Origin of the sequence: Catonella sp. (genome assembly GCF_052173895.1) — a bacterium.
GTDB lineage: Bacteria > Bacillota > Clostridia > Lachnospirales > Lachnospiraceae > Catonella.
The window spans coordinates 26,438-45,052 of record NZ_JBQMXS010000009.1; the positions used below are offsets into that span (position 1 = coordinate 26,438).

Genomic DNA, 18,615 nt, shown 5'->3' on the forward strand with positions numbered 1-18,615 from the left:
TCAATTTTTTCTCTTCTTTGCCAGCCAGCCACTAAAAGTAATAATATATGCTAAAAATATTATTCCAAATGTAGTACCGACCAGTATAGTTACCTTCTTGTTCCGCTTATGCTCAGTTTCCCTTGTAATTACTGCCCTTACGTTACTTTTATTGCCTGCACTGTCTATAGCCTGAATTTTTATATCGTTTTCTCCTATGCTAAGGTTCTGAGTAAAACTGAAACTACCCTTTTTCACTTCTTTCTTCTGACCGTTCATATTAAGCGTAACATCTTCCGAGCACTCTCCTGTCACATCTATTACATTTTCAGTAGTCACAGCACCATCTATTGCCTTTTCTAAAACTATCTTCGGACTTATGGTATCTACCTGAAGTTCCTTCTTGTAGTTTCTTATATTGCCGTTCTCTCCTGTAATACTTATTTCTATTACAACATATCCCTCCGGCAAAGAGAGGGTATAGGTACGGCTCTCCTCAGAACCGCTTACTTCAACTCCGTCATTCAGTTTAATATCTACCTTACATTTCCCTGCAAAAAGCACATCAATATCTACATCATTATTATTTACTGTCTGACTTTCCGGAAACCTTACCATTGCATTCGGACTGTTTCTTTCCGGCATATTGTAAAGTATAAAATCTCCATTATTACCATTTTGATTAGTATGGGCTACAAAATAAGCTACATTTTCTATCTCCTTAGGCACATCTGTAATATAGCTTGTTTCATCAGTATACTTCTCTGAAATAGTTTCCATAGTATAACCGTTGTAAAGTCTCACCAAATATCTTCCATTTTCAGTACCATTCCAGTTAATCTCAGCCTTATCATCCACATATCTTCCTGAAATTCCTTCTACTAAGGGCTGTTTACCTCTATCTCTCATAAACTCAATACCTGCCAGATACCTGTCTCCGGATACATAGACAGGGAAGTCTATTATTTTCTCAACACTCTTCTTTCCCTTTTTAGATATTATCTTAAAGTAATAATATCCTGAATTTGGCACTCTTACATTTATCTTCTCTTCACCACCTACAGATGTGCTTTTCAGATTTATTTTTGCCCAGTCCACATCAGTTTTTGCAGAAGAATAATATATAGTATGGTTAAGCTTTGCATTCTTATCAACGCCTGTAATACCGAATTTTACCGTTACTATGGCTCCACTGGTTGCCCCTTCCTGAACTTTATCCTGCTCTACCAAAAAAGAGTTCACTTTCAAGGCCTTACCCTTTTGTGGAGAGGCCTCTGTGTGAACTATTTTATCCATCATTATAATTGTTACAAAAAATAAAACCAAGAAAATCAAAAATCTAACATTTCTTTTTTTCATACGCTTACTAAGCCGGAAGTCAGGCACGAAATCCCCTATCCATAGATTCAGCATCTAAGAGTGTTTCATCTAAACTCAAACCTTTTCCATAAGTCATTCCTGCATAAACCTGCTGTGTATTTTCCATAACAGGTTTGGAATTATCAGACTTTGCTACTTCTCTGAAACTGTCTCCAAGTTTTATAATAACCTTTCTTGCGGCCTCTATCTCCTCTTTCTTTCCACTCACCAGTGCAAAGTTAAGACATCTGCTTACATAGATGTAAAGGCTTGCAAGATTTTTGCTTACCTCATAATTCATATCTAAGCTCACAAGCAGTTCTTTCACAAAAGAAACTGCTTGTTTTAATTCATTGCTAAAGCTTTCTTTATCACCGTTTGCCAATGCCTCTTCTGCCAAAGTGAGATTTTCTTCTATTATATCATATATTATTACAATTAGCTCACTTTTATTTGCAGAAGTTACTCTTCTCGTATATATTTTTATCGACTCAGCCTTCAATCAGCCTTCCTCCCTTAGCTTTGTAACAAGGTCAGTATAGTGTTAGGTCTTTCATTTGCCTGTGCAAGTACACTCGTTCCTGCCTGAGAAAGTACCTTCTGCTGCGTATACTCTGTTATCTCTGCTGCCATGTCTGTGTCCATTATTCTGGAAAATGCACTTGTCATATTTTCTGTAGTCTCATCAAGACTTAATATAGTATGTTCGAATCTGTTCTGGTACGCACCAAGTTTTGCCCTTTCAGCCGATACCCTGCTTGTTGCTATATCTACTCTTGATATAGCCCTTTCAGCCTCTTCTCTGGTTCTCAAATTAATTCCTTTAAGTCCAAGAGTCTCACTGTCAATCCTACCTATGCTTACATCAAAGCTGTCACCTGTATTTGCACCTACCTGCATTGTCATATACCCTGCATCTAGCACTGTTAGGTCAACCTCTCCACCTTTATCATTTTCAGTGGTGTAGTCCTTCACTTTAAGCTCCATTTCAAAGCCACCATTGTCTTTAACTATAACCTTATCTCCATCCGTCCTCACTGTTGCAGTTTTACTAAAGCCCTCAGCTAATTCAACAGTCGTATCAGTTCCTCTCTTAGGCTCATTCATCTCCGTAGGAAGTCCCAGTGCTGCTGCAAGATTTGTAGCATTATCCTCGGCTGATTCTAATACAGTACCGTCTTTATCCTTAACCTCTATTCCCTCTACCTTTATATCTATTTTTGCCTTACTTCCATACTGCTTGGATACTAAGAGCAGGCTGGCACCTCCTTCAAATTTTTCATACTCATAACCACCATACAATTCTTTTCCCTCAGCACTAGGACCGCCTCCATTTCCAATAAGGCTAAGACCTGCCCTCTCTGCTCCTTTAATTAGCTTTTCTCTCACTGAGTCAAAGCTTTCGCCTTTATTAATAGTTATTACTTCTCCATTAATAGTAATTTTTCCTGCTATGTTAGAATCCTCTCCAAAGGCACTCTCATCAACTGTACCTCCCTCATACACTGCTTTCTTTGGATCTCCAGTAACATTGAGCTTGTATTTGCCATGTGGCACTACATCTGTAGAACGAAGAACATCCACACCTTCATTCTTAGTAACGGATTTCCTACCAACTTCTCCATTCAAAAGATTTTTTGTATTAAAACCGGTAGTGCCGGATATTCTATCAATCTCATTATTAAGTTCATCTATTTCTTTTTGTATTGCATCCCTGTCTTCACCGGAATAAGTATCATTTGCTGCCTGTACTGCAAGTTCTTTCATTCTTATTAATATGGCACTAACTTCATTAAGAGCCCCTTCTGCCGTCTGAATAACCGAAATTCCATCTGCTGAATTCCTAGATGCTCTTTCAAGAGACTTTATCTGAGTTCTCATTCTCCTTGAAATAGAAAAACCTGCTGCATCATCTGCTGCCGCATTTATCTTATTACCTGACGAGAGACGCTCTGTACTTTGGGAAAGCCTTTTATCTACCCTGCTAAGATTTGTATTTGCCCTAAGAGCTGAAATATTATTATTAATCCTCATTTTACCTTCTTCTCCTAATCTCTTATTTTCAAAGCTTTCAAGACGTATGCTGTTACTGCCTTAGCTGTCTTATATATATCAGAAGTTTTAACGCTATCATAATATATATCGTCTGAATTTGTAATTTGTGAAGTCCCCCCACCTAAATGATATGAAATTTCTCCAACCTCCATATTAATTGCTGCCAAGTTTTTCTTAAGCATTTGCTCATTAAACTTAAGCTCATCAAGACTTTCTCTTGAATCAGTCTTAAAATAACCTGTAATTCTCTCATTTACAATTCTAAATTCTGATGTAACACTGCCCTCATTCGTAGTTAAAATTATAACCGCCTTGCCCTTATCTGCCTCTGCTCTTCCCTTTCTAATAGTAATTGACAAATCTGCAAGCTTATCCTCATCGTAAATAAATGGGATATCATAGGTTTTACTCTCCACCCTTTTAACCGATAATTCAATAGTCTTTTTAACTGCTACAAGTCCATTAAGTTTTTCATATGTAAGTTTCTCATCTTCCATTAGCTTAGTTACTTTTTTACTAAGTGCATCAGTAACAGCCTTTTCATTTTCTGCTGCAAAGCGGTCACTGTCAAATTCATCAATGAACTTAGCTGAAAGATTGTTGACCTTTCTTTTTTCTTCTCTTGACATTTCAGAAACAATCCCTATTAAACTTCTTCGTCCTTTTGAAATATCCATCTGCGCCAAAATGTTCGTAACTGTCATTTCAGCCCTTTCATCTAAAATTTTTTCTACATCTGTAGTCTTAAATTCTTTTGTAACTTCAGCCAGTTTCTCTTCATAATAAGAATGGTCGGTTTCTGATAAACTTTCTTTAATATTCCCTGCAAGCATCTTCATGTAAGCCCTGTCTATCTGACTATCAATCTTGGAACCATCACCTAAAATTTTTGTAAGTTCTCCAAAACTTTCATCAATTTTCTCATCAAAACCTCCTAATTTTCTAGTCCTTACTGCTGAAAGCATATTTCTAAGAGTGAGGCTCTGATTTGCAAGACTTACACTTCCTATCGCTGCATCATCACCTTTTTCAATCTGATTAAGCAGGCGATAAATCCCTATATAAGCCTCTCTTTCAGGTTCACTTACCTCTCCTGCCTTTTCTAGCTTATAGAGATAACGGCTGTAGTTTTCATCGTTTCCAACTATTTTTTCATTCATCTCTTTTGCCGCCTCAAAAAGCTCCTCCATACTCAGGTCAAGCGGATTTAATCCCGACTTTATAAGACCTGCAACTGTAGTCGGCTTAAGCTCTCTTAGTGCACTTTCTGTAAGCGATATCACAAACTTCATCTTAGTTACAGCCTCATAACTTACCTCTGCCTTGTTATATGCTAAAAGCTTTACCGCCTTTCTGTTTGCCTCTGTCAGCTCCAATTTATTTTCTTTTAAAACCTCATCTATATTGCCAAAAGCCTTACTGATACCATCTCCCAAATCAGTCCTAATTTTAGTTTCCCCTTTTTCATAAGCAATACCTGCCTCATGATAGGCTGTAAGGGTAATCTCCTCTTTATAAGCCTTAGATAATGCCCCTATTTTATATTCAGATTCATACTGCTTATTAAGAGCATAGGAGCGAATAGATACTACATTTCTTAAGAGTTCCAGCTGAGCATTGTCAACTTCCAACAATTCCCTACTTTCTGCCTTAACTTTATGCATATACTTAACCTGCTCATCACCGTCCAAAGTTTTAGCCCCTTCAAGCAGAGCCTCGTAATAACTTTTTTCCTCTTTTCTAAGTTGTTCTACAAGTCCTTTAAGGTCTGTTACATCTATTTTTATACCTTTATTTAACATATTTACTGCTGATTCTTCTGTAAGCTTAAGCCTTATTTCTTCCAAATACCTTCGCTGGCTGATTTCTGTAATTGTAACATCGGCAGTACGCCTAAAATAATTCATGACATAGTCTGCCTGTTTATTATTAGCAGTACCAATTACCGCATTTAAAACTTCCTTCCCTTCTACCAACCCTTTTACAAGTCTTTCAGTAAGTTTGTCATCTCCTTTTAAGCTTTCATTTTCATCCTTCAACTCACAAAGACTTAGATACTTGGCTATGTTTTCCGATGTGATTTCCATCTTTTTATTAAATAGCCAGCTTGCCGCCTCAAGATTCTCTTCATCTGCATTTATACCTTTTTTTTCTAAAAATGCTATTACTTGATTTTCAACTTTCTCCCATTCTTTGCTTTGCTCATAATTTTCTACATAACCCATAATATGCTCTGCCTTATATATGTTTGATACTGTTTCCGGCAGATTTTCTTCTATCATATAGCCTATAGCTGACTCTGTTATATTATTCACAATCTCTTTTGTAAATTTTAATGATTCTGAAAGTTTATCTATATTCTCTCTAGTTACAGCCATTCCCGAAGATGCGAGCTGTTTTGCAATTCTTGCATCTTCTACTGATGAATAAGAGATTTCTTTTATTTTTTCTGCATCCTCATCTAATTTTTCTGTCTGTTTTAAAAGATTTTCTTTATCTATCTTCCTATTAGCAACGATATTCTCTATACTCTTTTTAACTAAGTTTGCATCTGAATCTGAGGCAGATACTCCCTCTTCTTCCATCTGTTTCATTACATCCGGAGTCATTGCTTTTGTACTATATTCAATATCATAAACAGCCTTTTTTGCTTTTTCTTTAAAGTTCTGAAGTTCTCTATCTTCCTCTTTTAACTTGCCTGTCGCATCTCCATAAGAAATAACCTTAGTTCTGATATTTTTGTTAAATTCCTCACCAATGCTTATTTTATTGCCAACAGTTTCTTTCTCCTGAATCCCTTCTTTTTCATGAAGTCCTAATTCAAGTATCTTAACCTTATCTTTTAAGCCATTTATCTGCATAAGCACTCCTTTACCAAATTATTATACTTACAAGATATATTTCGGCAAAATTACTGCTTTTGTTAATCACAAAATAATTCACATTTCTATAAAGTTTTTATCTGTCTGAATATTCAAACTAATTTATAATTATAAAAGAAAAAGATAACATTACAAGGCATATAAAAAGGTAATATGCGTGTATTGTTATCTTTCTCTCAAACCATCCCCCGACATTTGATTTAATTTCGCTACAATCAATCTTCCTGCTCTCCTGTCGACATAGTTAGTTTACCATAACTTTGTGCGAATTGTCAATAAATTTAAATAAATTTTTAGAATATTTTGTATATTTCTCTTCTACTCAGAATAAGTCAATACTATTTTCTTCAATAAATCCACAATTTTAAACATAGCATCTACTGATACAAATTCATATTTTCCATGATAATTCATACCACCTGTGCAGATATTAGGGCAAGGCAGTCCCATATATGAGAGTGATGCTCCATCTGTACCACCCCTTATCGGTTCTACTCTCGGCTCTATTCCAAGCTCAATCATGGCTTTCTTTGCATTTTCTACAAGGTGCATATTTGGCTCAACCATTTCCCTCATGTTGTGGTATGAGTCCTCAATCAATACCTCCACTGTCCCTTCACCATATTTTGCATTAAGAAATTCTCCTACTTTTGCAAATAGAGCCTTTTTAGCCTCAAACTTATCTGCATCATGGTCACGAATTATATAGTTTAACTTAGTTTTTTCGGTATTTCCCTCTATCTCCGTAATATGGAAAAATCCCTCGTAGCCCTCAGTACAGTAAGGGTCTTCATATACGGGGAGCATAGTCTGAAATTCCATCGCTATCCTAATCGCATCCTTCATCTTCCATTTTGCAGAACCGGGATGAATAGACACACCATTAACTGTAACCCTACCACTTGCAGCATTAAAATTTTCGTACTCAAGTTCTCCCAGCCTGCCACCGTCAACAGTATAGGCATAGTCTGCACCAAATTTTTCTACATCAAAATATTTTGTGCCATTCCCTACTTCTTCATCAGGGGTAAAACCTATCCTGATTTTTCCATGTTCTATCTCAGGATGCTCTTTAAAATAAGCTACCATGCTCATAATCTCAGCAATTCCTGCCTTGTCATCTGCTCCTAAGAGGGTAGTTCCATCAGTTACTATAAGCCTTTCTCCCTTAAACTCAGGAAGGAAAGGAAAATCACTGACTTTCATAATTACATTTAGAGTCTCATTAAGCACTATGTCCTTGCCATCATAGTTATCTATCTCACGTGGCTTAATATTAGCACCTGACATGGCATCACTTGTATCCATGTGTGCAACAAAACCAAGCACCGGCAAATCTCTTTCTGTTGTAGCCGGCAAAGTTGCAAATACATAGCCATGGTCTAAAAGTTCTACCTCACTAAGCCCCAGCTCCTTAAGCTCTTCTGCCAAAAACTTTGCAAGTTCAAGCTGTTTGGCTGTACTTGGTACTTCCTCAACTCCATCCTTTGACTGTGTATCAAATGATACATATTTTAAGAACCTGTCTTTAACTGTTTTCATGGTATTCTCCTTTTCCTATTACTATTCTAGGGACGCTCAGAATTATAAAATGTCCAGACTCGCTCCGGCATCCGCTTCGCTTCGCCTAATGCGCTCGCTTAGGCATTTATAATTCTAAGCTGTAAATTAAAGTTTAAATGCAAGTAAAATTCCCTTCGCTTTTCGACTAAGGGGATAAAATTATAATACTTTTCGTAATCATTTCCAAAACTAAGCAAATAACATCTTTGTATTTCTCAATAATCAGCCCCGTTTGTAAGTGTGCTCGGAAGCGAATGCGCCCTCTCAGCTCTGAGCTTCCGAGTACCTTACAAAGGTAGGGGCGTGACTTAGTGGGTACAAAGCTGCCTACTTAATTTTATCTCCCTTAGGCAGTTCCCTCTTTGTCCCATAATTCAGGATTAGCATACTTTGCCAGGGAGCCTTTCGCAGCCTCGGTGGTTCTGGTTTTTTTCGGACTTTCTTCAATAAATTCATCCAAAATTGTAATTATCACTTTTTGATTTTTCTTTGCCTGTATCTTTTCCAATGCCTGTACAGTATTGCCATCATAATATCCACTTAGTGTAAGCATAAGCATCTCCTCCTTTTCTTCTATTAATCACTCTCAACAAACAACCTACTTAATTTTATCTCCCTTAGCAGCCCTCTTTTTAAGTTTGAACTTAGCTACCTTATAGCTGTCACCATCAAATTCTACTTCTGTAGTAGCACTGACCTCAACAGCCACGCCTTTCACCTCATCATCTTCGGCAAGACTAATTCCCTTAACTCCTCTGCCGCTTTTCTTCATTTCAACCACTTCATCAAGGAGGTAGGAGAGTCCAAGCTTTTTCTTTGTGAGCATATAAACCCTTAAGTCATGTGAAAGTATCTCTGCAGCACTTAACACCCTTACACTTAGCAGTTCATCTCCCTCTTCAAGCTTAGTTGCAAGCATTACTGAACGGTTTGTGTCAAATTCCACACCCGAAACAAGCTTTACAAAACCTTTCCTAGTAGCAAAGAAAACCATAGACTCAAAAAGCTCTGCAAAAGAGGTATAAAGTATAATCTCCTCCTTGCCAACCTTTGAGATATTGTGTACTAATATTCCCTTGTCCCTAAGCCTTACCTTAGGTATGTCCTTAGCCTTGACCTGATGCATATTTCCGCTTGCTGTAAATATACAAATTCTGTCAGTATTCTTTATCAGGATTTTAGTCGGATACTCGTTAAGAGCCTCTTCATTTGCCTTTGAAATACTGCTTACATCAACGCTCTTAGCATAACCAAAGCGGTCTATCAGTACATATACATCTTCTTCTTTTACTTCTTCCACATAGACCTGCTTCTCCTCATTTAAAAGCTCAGTACGTCTTGGCTTCTCAAAGTTTTTTACATTTGCCTTTAAATCAATCTTTATTACCCTATGAAGTTCTTTTCTATCTGATAATATTTTCTTATATTCTTCAATATTATTTTTAAGGTTTTCTGCCTCTAACGAAAGCTTTAAGACCTCAAGCCCTATAAGTCTGCTAAGCGGCATAGCAAGTATTGCATCAGCTTGTGGCTCGGTAAAGTCAAACCCCTTCGCAGCCTTTTTTGATGCCTCACTCTTAAACTTTATTTCCGCTATATTACCATTTACAAGACAGTCCTTTGCCTGCTTTATAGACTCTGAACCTCTAAGCACCTCTATAATAAGGTCAATTACATCTACAGCCTTAATAAGACCTTCCACAACCTCTGCTCTGGATTTTGCTTTTTCCAGTAAATGTGTATATTCCTTGGTATAAAGCTCTTCTTCAAAGCCCAAAAATTCTTCTAAAATTCCCTTTAGTGAGAATACCTTTGGCTGCTTATCTCTTACTGCAAGCATATTTACTGAATAGGTATCTTCCAAAGGAGTTTTCTTAAATATTCCGTTAAGGAGGTTTTCTACATTTCTTCCCTTCTTAACCTCTACCACTATACGTACATCTGATGAAGATTCATCCCTTACATCTGCAATCTCATCAAACACCTTATCCTTCATAAGGTTTACAAGACTTTCTACAAGCCTAGACTTGTTACCTGTTGAGGTAAAAGGAATTTCAGTTATAACTATATTTTTCTTGCCATATTCACCATCTTCTATTACATACTTGCCTCTTACACGAAGCCTGCCCTCACCGTTTTCGTAAATATTTGCAATCTCGTCTGCATTGGCTATGATACCGCCGGTTGGAAAATCAGGCCCCGGTATATATTTCATCAATTTTTCTGTGGTAAGTTCAGGATTGTCAAGGAGGGCTATTGCTCCCCTTATAATCTCTCCCGGATTGTGTGGAGGTATATTGGTAGCCATACCTACAGCTATTCCTGTAGTTCCGTTTATCAGAAGAAATGGGAGCTTTGCAGGAAGTATAACAGGCTCTTTTTCTCTCTCGTCAAAGTTTGGCACGAAGTCAACAAGATTTCTGTCAAGCCCTGTAAGCAGGTTCATAGCTCCCTTTGAAAGCCTAGCCTCCGTATAACGCATAGCCGCAGCCGAGTCACCATCTATAGAGCCAAAGTTTCCATGTCCGTCAACCAGCGGCACTGACATAGACCATTCCTCAGCCATATGCACAAGGGCATCATAGATAGAAGAGTCACCATGCGGATGATATTTACCCATGGTATCTCCGACTATACGGGCTGATTTTCTATGCTGTTTATCCGGTGCTAACCCCAGTTCATTCATAGCATAAAGTATTCTTCTCTGAACCGGCTTAAGACCATCTCTTACATCAGGCAGGGCTCTTGATATAATTACGCTTACAGAATAATCTCTGTAGGAATTTTTCATTTCCTCAGAGAAATCCTGAATTATAATGTTTTCTTCTGTTACCATACTTTCCACTTCCTATAAATTAGTCCCGATTATCTACAAACTTTTATTATATGTCCACCTTCGCATATTTCGCTTCATTCATAATAAATTCCCGTCTTGGGGGAACTACACTGCTCATAAGCAGACTTGTAACCTCATCTGCTTCAACTGTATCACTTATATCTATCCTCGCAAGCGAACGTGTCTTAGGATCTAAGGTTGTCTCCCAAAGCTGTCCCCCATCCATCTCTCCAAGACCTTTGTAACGCTGTATCTCAAGGATTTTACGATTTTTATTCTTCTTAAATTTTTCAAGTTCATAGTCATTGAAAATATATTTCGACTTCTTTTTCTTTTTTCCTGACTTAGCCTTAGGCTGTTTTTCAGAAGGCTTATCTTCTACTCCAAGCTGAAAGATATCAAGCTGTCCTTCACCAAGCTTTTTCTCTTCTAAGTCTTTGTCTCCGCTCTCCTCATAGTCCACCTTATATAGTGGTGGGAGCCCTCTGTATATTTTACCCTCTTTAATAAGGTCAGGCATAAACCTATAAAAAAATGTAAGCAAAAGAGTACTTATATGAGCACCATCTACGTCAGCATCTGTTAGAATAATAATCTTATCATAGCGAAGCTTACTTATATCAAATTCATCACCTATGCCGCAGCCAAAGGTAGCTATCATTGACTTTATCTCATTATTTACAAGTATCTTCTCAAGTGCCGCCTTCTCTACATTTAAGATTTTACCCCGAAGTGGAAGTACAGCCTGAGTCTTACGGTTTCTGGCTGTCTTAACCGTACCACCTGCCGAATCTCCCTCCACAAGATAAATCTCACATTCTTCTGCATTCTTAGACGAGCAGGATGCAAGCTTACTTTTTACATCAAAGTCATTTAAGCTTTTAAGTACGGCATTTCTTGCCTTATCACTAGCAGTTCTTGCACTGTAGGACTTCTGTGCAAGGTCAAGAATGGACTTAAGCACCTCTATGTTTTTATCAAAATATCTTACGATTTCCTTTGAAACTACTTCTTCTACAGCTGTCTTAGCATCTGTATTGCCAAGTTTAGTTTTGGTCTGTCCTTCAAACTGAGGGTCAGGGTGCTTTATCGAAATGATTGTAACTATACCATTGCGGATATCTTTTCCGTCAAAATTATCGTCCTTGCCCTTAAGATAGCCAAGTTCTCTCGCATACTGGTTCATGACCCTTGTAAGTGCAGTCTTAAAACCTGTTACTAGAGTTCCTCCATCTACTACATTTATACGGTTACAGTAGGCATTTATCTGCTCCGAAAAGCCGTTAGTATATTGAAATGCCACTTCAACCTCTATATCACCCGACTCACCCTCTACATATACCACCTCATCATGAATTACTTCTGTTTCACGATTGATGTATTTTACATAGCTTTTAATTCCGTCTTTTTCTTCGTAGGTCTTTTCTTCACCTGTAATTTCATCCTTAAAGTTTAATTTAAGCCCCTTATTTAAAAAAGCCGTCTCTTTAAGTTTTTTCTTAATTATATCAGCCTTAAATTCAATGGTTTCAAAGATAGTATTATCAGGGTAAAAGGTAACGCTAGTTCCCTTGTCAGACTTTTTACACGTTTTAACCGCAGGGAGTTCGCCTTTAACAAGGGCTGTTACAGGATGTCCGCCGTTTTCATACTCATCCACATAAACATTGCCGTCTCTTCTTATTTCAACTATCATTTTGGTAGAAAGAGCATTTACCACTGATGCACCCACTCCATGAAGTCCACCCGACACCTTATACGCTCCGCCTGAGAACTTGCCTCCTGCATGTAGAACTGTATACACAACTCTTTCTGTCGGTATCTTCTTGGTTGGATGTATGTCTACAGGTACACCTCTTCCATAATCCCTTATAGTGATACTTCCATCTCGCCTAAGAATTATATCTATCTGAGGACAAAAGCCTGCAAGATGCTCATCTATACCATTGTCAAGGATTTCCCATATAAGATGGTGAAGTCCTCTTGTGCCTGTACTTCCTATATACATACCCGGGCGTTTTCTAACCGCCTCAAGTCCTTCTAATATAACTATCTGACTACCGTCATAATTTTCACTCATAAATTATTACACCATCCTAAGTCCTAAATATACTCCTGCTATACTACAAGCTATGGATAAAAAAATATAGCTTCCTGCCGACAAAAACTCTCCCTTATCGATGAGGCTGAAAGCTTCATACGAAAATGTAGAAAATGTGGTTAATCCACCGCAAAAACCTGTTTTTAAGAGCAATAATTTTTCAGGTCTCATACCCGTTTTATCGGCATAAGAAACAACCATACCTATAATTATAGCTCCGATTATATTTGTAATAAGCGTATTTATAGGGTAATTTATTTGTTTAATGGGAATTTCAGACAGCAGATATCTTAAAATAGAACCCAAAAATCCTCCTATACCTACCGCAAGACATTTTATGAACAATTTTCATACCTCCATGCTTGTAATACAAATATATAAGTTATGTTAAAACATAGCAAAATTATTTCATCGACAATTTAGTATAGCAGATTAAATGCCTGTTTGCAAGAAGTTTCGAACATGAGTTCTTTCATTGTGCTTAAAACAAATTATTATGATAATTTAAACTCCATAAGCATAAAATATTACTCTTATATAAATAACCCTTAAAAATTTCATTCTTCGAATGGAAAAACAGGATATTCTCCTCTATAATCTATCTGAAAGTATTTCTCTTTTTCCACATCTATTTTTAATATATTCAATATATGATGTTCCAAAACATTCCCATCAATATAAAAATGTGATTCTCCATCATAATAAATATCATGATATTTGGGGTTATGTGCTATCTCAGAAGTATAGACATGACCTGCTATTATTTTCATTCCATCATTAAATCTTCCAAGTTCAGGAGGGAATTTCCACAGAAACAAGTATTTATCAACATCTCGTTTAAATGTCAAATTTCCTTCGTTTTTCTCATCTAGACCTGCATGGCAAAAAATATTGTTTCCTTCTATATAGTACAACGGAAGATTTTTCATCCAATTTATGTATTTCTTTTCTAAATTCTCATCAAATATATCAGAATAATTTGAACTCTCAATAGGCACACTGCCTCTTATACACATTTCCTCATGATTACCCATTAGAACTATAATCTTATCATTACCATATTCCCTTTGGAGTCTCATAATTTCTTCTAAAACTCCATAGCTGTCAAATCCTCTATGAACATAATCTCCCAGCAATATGAGTTTATTATTCCCAGATAAATCAATGAATTCTAAAGCTTCTTTAAATTCATTAAGGCAACCATGAATATCGCTCATACAATAAATTATTTTCAATTCCATTTCCTTTCTTTATTCTCCTTGCTAATTAAAATCTCCAAGCAAGGAACAAAGGAAGAACTATTTGTACTTTGTATTAGGTTTGAAAATTCACTCTTAATTTCCTTAATCACCCCAAATCCCAAAACATAATACTCATCGTACTTCGCAGACACCTTTGAAATATCATCAAAGTTTTCATAAGAATTATCTTCCTGCAATATCTGAATAGGATCTATTTTTGAAATGTAACTTCTTATATCTTTTAACTTCAGCTTACTAACAAACTTCTCCATAGTTTCTTCCTTTCTTATACCAATATCATTTGATTGTGTCCCCAAGGAATACTTTTTATCCTTCTTTCAATATCCGATAATTGGGTTACAGCTTGTAACCCAATTAAGCAATCATTATAAAAAATATACCAATATCTAATATGTTTTAAGTTTTCGGCTGAAAATACTTTCATATCCGGAAATTCTTTTCTTAAATCACTGCTCAATTCCTCCCCTGTCCTTTCTCCAGCTCTTCCTCATAAGCTCCTGCCTTCCTATTTATATACTTAGTCCTGAACTTGGAATATATAATGTTCTGCTCTGAGTAAAGTCCAAAATAGCCTGACATTATGTAGCTGATGGTAATAGCCAGTAAGAAGTAGATATTACCCTCTTTAAATCCAAATAATTCTGAAATAATAAGCAGAGAGGCTATAGGGCAGTTTGTAACTCCCACAAATAAGGCTGCCATTCCACAGGCTACAGCAAGAGAAGTAGGTAAGCCAAAAATATGGGCAAAGAGATTGCCAAAGGTTGCTCCTATGAAAAGTGAAGGCACTATTTCGCCCCCCTTATATCCGGCACCTATACAAAGTGCAGTAAGGAGCATTTTCATAAGAAAGGCATACCATACAACCTCGCCCTCTACTGCCCTTTCTATCACAGGCATACCTGCTCCGAGAAAATCCTTTGTATCAAGCAAGGTATTTATAACAACGAAAATTGTACCACCTACAAAGATTTGACAATAGCGATTTATATGTAACTTTGAAAATGCTATCCCTGTCCCTTTTAATAGTAAACAGAAAATTATACTTAAAAGTCCACAAATAATAGCAAGAGCAGCTATCTTCCATGCCACTTCAAAATTAACTCCTACATCCGTCACCCTACCAAGATGTTCCTTTTCCAGTCCGTATAAATGGGCTAACCACCTTGCCGTTATAGAAGAAACAAAACAAGGAAACATAGCAGAATACTGTATTATACCTATACTGGCAACTTCCATAGGAAAGAACACTGCTGCTATGGGTGTACCAAAAATAGCAGAAAAAGCAGCACTCATACCACACATAATAATCATGCGTTTTTCTTCTTCGCTTAGCTTAAGCCATTTTATCTTGTTTAAGCTGGCGGCTGCCGCACTACCAAGCTGTAGGGCTGCCCCCTCCCTGCCTACTGAGCCTCCGAAGGCATGAGTTATAATAGTGGAAAGAAAAATTAAAGGTGCCATAACTACCGGCAGTTCTGTTTTTGCCTGTATCGTACTTATTACAAGATTGGTTCCCCTAGACTTATATACTCCTTCAAAATGATATAAAAATACTATAATAAGACCTGCTGCAGGCAAACCGAAAATTATACCGGGATTTGCATTTAAAAGATTATTTGCCTTTCCATCAAGTGCTGAAAATGCCACACTGATGCCTCCTACAAAGAGGCCAACCACTGTGGCAAGAATATACCAGCGAAATAAATTAAAAATATTTACCCTTATCTCTGTTATAATTTTATTCAACTTTTTTACAACCTTTTCATTTAATATTAAGATTATCTAGCCTTAACTTTAAGTGCATATTCTTTTTCACCTGTTGTTCCTTTAAGAACAGTTATTTTCTCATAATTTTCCACCGTAGAATTTTGCAGCACTGCTCCTGATGGAACATAGTAAAACTCTGCAAATCCTGAAGATATATTTTTCTTAATATAAAAATATGAACCTAACGATGAACTTATAATACTTGAACCCGGCATAATAAAAACCTGCCCTGCTCCATTGTCGCTTAATCCCAGTACAGAAAGCACTTCATCATATTTTGTCACCTGCACATTAGATGTATTGGTAAGAATATAAGTAATCATACTCTCCTTTCCAACAACACCCTCTCCTGCTATAGCAAGCGAACCTACACTGCCACCATCTGTTACCTTAGAATCCAATGCATGGCTTGCTGAATTTCCTACTGCCACAGCCCTTATATTAACTGTACCTGTATTTAATCTGGCAGCCCTAAGAGGATAAGTAAGGAAGGTCTCTCCATCTATCGTAATTGGTGATATTGTCTGTATTTTTCCATCTGCCGTATCAAGGGCAAGACCTGTATTGCCGGAAATCACAAGAGAAATTTTACTCTGTGGAATACCGGAATTATAAATACTGTTTCCATAACTATCCTTTGCCCTTACTAGTACATAATAAGAACCCGGTACTGTATTCAATACGGAATTGCCTCCAAAAGAGGTAATTACAGTTCCATTAGCTAAAAATGTACTACTATCCATTACCTTAGAATAGCCTGTAACTGTCCTCTTATATATACCCATAATTTCTATACTTTTAATATAACTTGGGCTTCCAATCTTTATCTGTACTTCCTTACTGAAACTTCCTTCTCCTCCGTATGTTATATTTAACTTTCCCATATATCCCACTGTCTGGTTTGGCTCTAAATCAATTAAGAACTTACCATCTGAGATTAATTTTACAGGCTTATTTCCTTCCCATACTGCACTACATTTACCTGCAAACCTCAAATCACGAGTAACATCATTACCATACTGGTCTAAAAGCTTATACCTTACCTCTGCTTTCATTCCACTGTCGCTCAAGGTTGCTAAAGGTGCTTCATTATTTTCAACTATTATCTCCTTAACTGCAGACCTTGTTGGAATCAGCACCCTATCCTTTATTTCCACACCTATAACATTACTTCGTATTCCATCTGTAGCAGTCCTTCCTGCCTTCACAGCCGCCCTTACATATACCTTAGAAACACCACTTCCTGCTACCATAAACCCTGAAGATGTGATGGTTGCAACAGAAGGCGCTACCTGTACTGTACAAGCCTCATCCGTAAAAATTTCATAGAATATTCCATATGTAGCTTTTCTTCCCGGATTTATCTTCATTTCTTCAGAACCGGCCTTTGCTGTAGCCTTAAACTGTATAATGGAATCTGTAAACATTGTACCGTCAAACTTACCTGTTCCAGCTATTGAAAGACTATCTACTCCACTATTTACCTTAATTTTACATTTAATTGTAACCTGCTTTTTTACTTCCTTATAAGTGAAACTTATAATTGTACTCCCCGGTTTTTTAGCAGTTACTATACCCTCTTTAGACACTGATGCTACATTTTTGTCTGAAGATTTCCATCTTCCATTTATTCCGGAAGTCCTACCCCCTATGCTGTATTCAAGATCCAAATTCTCCTGACCTATAAATACTTCTTTTATCTTTTTTAGTGTTAGCATAGAGCTCGGAGTATACTTGTCATATAAAAATGCTATTGCCGCCTTTGCCTCTTCCTTTGGAGCTATGGCAGTAAAACTCCCAAAAGCAAGAGTTCCTGCAAGGACTAAAGCCCAAAATCTATTTTTCATTTAAATCTCCCTTCAACACATTTATAACTATCTCTGAACTTAACACCTAAATATGTCCGAACTGTGTTAATTTTCTTACCTATTTCCCACTTTTTAACAATTCTCCAATTTCTTCAGGCATAAACTCGTACTTCTTGCCACAGAACTGACAGCATAACTCTACCGGCTTTGCCTCTTCGTAAAGTCCTCTTAGTTCTTTTTCCCCTATACTTAAAAGTACCTGCTCTACTCTTTCTTTATTACAGTCACAAAGGAAAGATGTTTCTACTTTATCAGTTATTTCAATTCCCAAATCTTCAAGAATGAAGGTAAGTATTTCCTCCGGAGTCATATCCTCATCAAGCATCTGTGTCACTGAAGTCACCATAGGAATCTTTTTTTCAATTGCATCTATAGTTTCATCACCGGCACCCGGCATAAGCTGAATAATGAATCCCCCTGCTCTTCTTACACTATAATCTCTGTCTACAAGCACTCCAAGTGCTACTACACTTGGTACTTGTTCACTAGATGCAAAATAGTATGTAAGATCCTCTGCTATTTCTCCTGTAATCAAACTTGTTCTTCCTACATAAGGCTCTTTAAGTCCCAAATCTCTGATGATAGTAAGCTCTCCATTTCCTATTGCCTTGCCTACATCAAGCTTACCTTCTGCTTTAAGTGGAATATCCACCTCAGGGTTAAGTACATATCCCTTTACCCTTGCCTTAGAGTCTGCTGTAACAACTACCCCACCTATAGGCCCATCTCCCTTTATCTGAAGTGTTAGCTTATCTTCCTCTCCCTTCATCATAATGCCCATCATAGACCCGGCTGAAAGCAGCCTCCCTAAGGCTGCTGTTGCCACAGGAAGACTGTCATGATGAAGTCTTGCCTCCTCCACTAAATTTCTAGTTGTACAAGCAAAGGCTCTTACCTCTCCTCCTGCTGCCACCGCTCTTATTACATAATCTTTCATAAA

15 protein-coding genes are annotated in these 18,615 nt (G+C 37.1%); all 15 read right to left on the reverse strand.

What is annotated here, in order from left to right:
* The gene (locus ACTTG8_RS03510) at nucleotides 1–1,338 is read right to left on the reverse strand and encodes a hypothetical protein (RefSeq protein ID WP_442560740.1); all 1,338 of its coding nucleotides are present in this window, start codon (nucleotides 1,336–1,338) and stop codon (nucleotides 1–3) included.
* 19 nt (nucleotides 1,339–1,357) lie between these two features.
* Nucleotides 1,358–1,840 (reverse strand): flagellar export chaperone FliS, encoded by a 483-nt coding sequence (locus ACTTG8_RS03515; RefSeq protein ID WP_442560741.1) that lies wholly within the window; start codon nucleotides 1,838–1,840, stop codon nucleotides 1,358–1,360.
* Between the two features lie 14 nt (nucleotides 1,841–1,854).
* Entirely contained in the window at nucleotides 1,855–3,372 is a 1,518-nt protein-coding gene (locus ACTTG8_RS03520) for a flagellin N-terminal helical domain-containing protein (protein ID WP_442560742.1), read from the reverse strand.
* Between the two features lie 14 nt (nucleotides 3,373–3,386).
* Nucleotides 3,387–6,254 carry a DUF6240 domain-containing protein gene (locus ACTTG8_RS03525; protein ID WP_442560743.1) on the reverse strand — a complete coding sequence of 956 codons (2,868 nt, stop codon included), beginning with the start codon at nucleotides 6,252–6,254 and terminating at the stop codon, nucleotides 3,387–3,389.
* A 339-nt stretch (nucleotides 6,255–6,593) separates the two neighbouring features.
* Nucleotides 6,594–7,817, reverse strand: coding sequence for a peptidase T (gene pepT, locus ACTTG8_RS03530; RefSeq protein ID WP_442560744.1), 1,224 nt, complete (start codon nucleotides 7,815–7,817; stop codon nucleotides 6,594–6,596).
* A gap of 367 nt (nucleotides 7,818–8,184) precedes the next feature.
* Nucleotides 8,185–8,391, reverse strand: a complete 207-nt coding sequence (locus ACTTG8_RS03535; RefSeq protein WP_442560745.1) for a hypothetical protein — start codon at nucleotides 8,389–8,391, stop codon at nucleotides 8,185–8,187.
* A 45-nt stretch (nucleotides 8,392–8,436) separates the two neighbouring features.
* On the reverse strand, nucleotides 8,437–10,674 hold the full coding sequence (locus ACTTG8_RS03540) for a DNA gyrase/topoisomerase IV subunit A (protein ID WP_442560746.1): 2,238 nt from the start codon (nucleotides 10,672–10,674) through the stop codon (nucleotides 8,437–8,439).
* 46 nt (nucleotides 10,675–10,720) lie between these two features.
* Complete coding sequence (locus ACTTG8_RS03545) at nucleotides 10,721–12,754, reverse strand: DNA gyrase/topoisomerase IV subunit B (RefSeq protein ID WP_442560747.1); 2,034 nt, start codon at nucleotides 12,752–12,754, stop codon at nucleotides 10,721–10,723.
* 6 nt (nucleotides 12,755–12,760) lie between these two features.
* Nucleotides 12,761–13,120 carry a fluoride efflux transporter CrcB gene (gene crcB / locus ACTTG8_RS03550; protein ID WP_442560748.1) on the reverse strand — a complete coding sequence of 120 codons (360 nt, stop codon included), beginning with the start codon at nucleotides 13,118–13,120 and terminating at the stop codon, nucleotides 12,761–12,763.
* Between the two features lie 212 nt (nucleotides 13,121–13,332).
* Complete coding sequence (locus ACTTG8_RS03555) at nucleotides 13,333–14,016, reverse strand: metallophosphoesterase (RefSeq protein ID WP_442560749.1); 684 nt, start codon at nucleotides 14,014–14,016, stop codon at nucleotides 13,333–13,335.
* Entirely contained in the window at nucleotides 14,007–14,288 is a 282-nt protein-coding gene (locus ACTTG8_RS03560; protein ID WP_442560750.1) for a hypothetical protein, read from the reverse strand. The genes ACTTG8_RS03555 and ACTTG8_RS03560 overlap by 10 nt, the downstream gene beginning before the upstream one ends.
* 14 nt (nucleotides 14,289–14,302) lie before the next feature.
* Entirely contained in the window at nucleotides 14,303–14,461 is a 159-nt protein-coding gene (locus ACTTG8_RS03565; RefSeq protein ID WP_442560771.1) for a hypothetical protein, read from the reverse strand.
* A gap of 29 nt (nucleotides 14,462–14,490) precedes the next feature.
* Nucleotides 14,491–15,786, reverse strand: a complete 1,296-nt coding sequence (locus tag ACTTG8_RS03570) for a chloride channel protein (RefSeq protein WP_442560751.1) — start codon at nucleotides 15,784–15,786, stop codon at nucleotides 14,491–14,493.
* 32 nt (nucleotides 15,787–15,818) lie between these two features.
* Nucleotides 15,819–17,654, reverse strand: a complete 1,836-nt coding sequence (locus ACTTG8_RS03575; RefSeq protein WP_442560752.1) for an Ig-like domain-containing protein — start codon at nucleotides 17,652–17,654, stop codon at nucleotides 15,819–15,821.
* Between the two features lie 79 nt (nucleotides 17,655–17,733).
* Nucleotides 17,734–18,612: an Hsp33 family molecular chaperone HslO gene (hslO, locus tag ACTTG8_RS03580; RefSeq protein WP_442560753.1), complete on the reverse strand. Its 879-nt coding sequence runs from the start codon at nucleotides 18,610–18,612 to the stop codon at nucleotides 17,734–17,736.
* Nucleotides 18,613–18,615 lie beyond the last annotated feature (3 nt).

Bases quoted from the DNA above. Each gene is read 5' to 3' on its own strand.
- ACTTG8_RS03510 (WP_442560740.1), bottom strand. From the start codon at position 1,338: ATGAAAAAAAGAAATGTTAGATTTTTGATTTTCTTGGTTTTATTTTTT.
- ACTTG8_RS03520 (WP_442560742.1), bottom strand. From the start codon at position 3,372: ATGAGGATTAATAATAATATTTCAGCTCTTAGGGCAAATACAAATCTT.
- ACTTG8_RS03525 (WP_442560743.1), bottom strand. From the start codon at position 6,254: ATGCAGATAAATGGCTTAAAAGATAAGGTTAAGATACTTGAATTAGGA.
- pepT (WP_442560744.1), bottom strand. From the start codon at position 7,817: ATGAAAACAGTTAAAGACAGGTTCTTAAAATATGTATCATTTGATACA.
- ACTTG8_RS03535 (WP_442560745.1), bottom strand. From the start codon at position 8,391: ATGCTTACACTAAGTGGATATTATGATGGCAATACTGTACAGGCATTG.
- ACTTG8_RS03540 (WP_442560746.1), bottom strand. From the start codon at position 10,674: ATGGTAACAGAAGAAAACATTATAATTCAGGATTTCTCTGAGGAAATG.
- ACTTG8_RS03545 (WP_442560747.1), bottom strand. From the start codon at position 12,754: ATGAGTGAAAATTATGACGGTAGTCAGATAGTTATATTAGAAGGACTT.
- ACTTG8_RS03555 (WP_442560749.1), bottom strand. From the start codon at position 14,016: ATGGAATTGAAAATAATTTATTGTATGAGCGATATTCATGGTTGCCTT.
- ACTTG8_RS03560 (WP_442560750.1), bottom strand. From the start codon at position 14,288: ATGGAGAAGTTTGTTAGTAAGCTGAAGTTAAAAGATATAAGAAGTTAC.
- ACTTG8_RS03565 (WP_442560771.1), bottom strand. From the start codon at position 14,461: ATGAAAGTATTTTCAGCCGAAAACTTAAAACATATTAGATATTGGTAT.
- ACTTG8_RS03575 (WP_442560752.1), bottom strand. From the start codon at position 17,654: ATGAAAAATAGATTTTGGGCTTTAGTCCTTGCAGGAACTCTTGCTTTT.
- hslO (WP_442560753.1), bottom strand. From the start codon at position 18,612: ATGAAAGATTATGTAATAAGAGCGGTGGCAGCAGGAGGAGAGGTAAGA.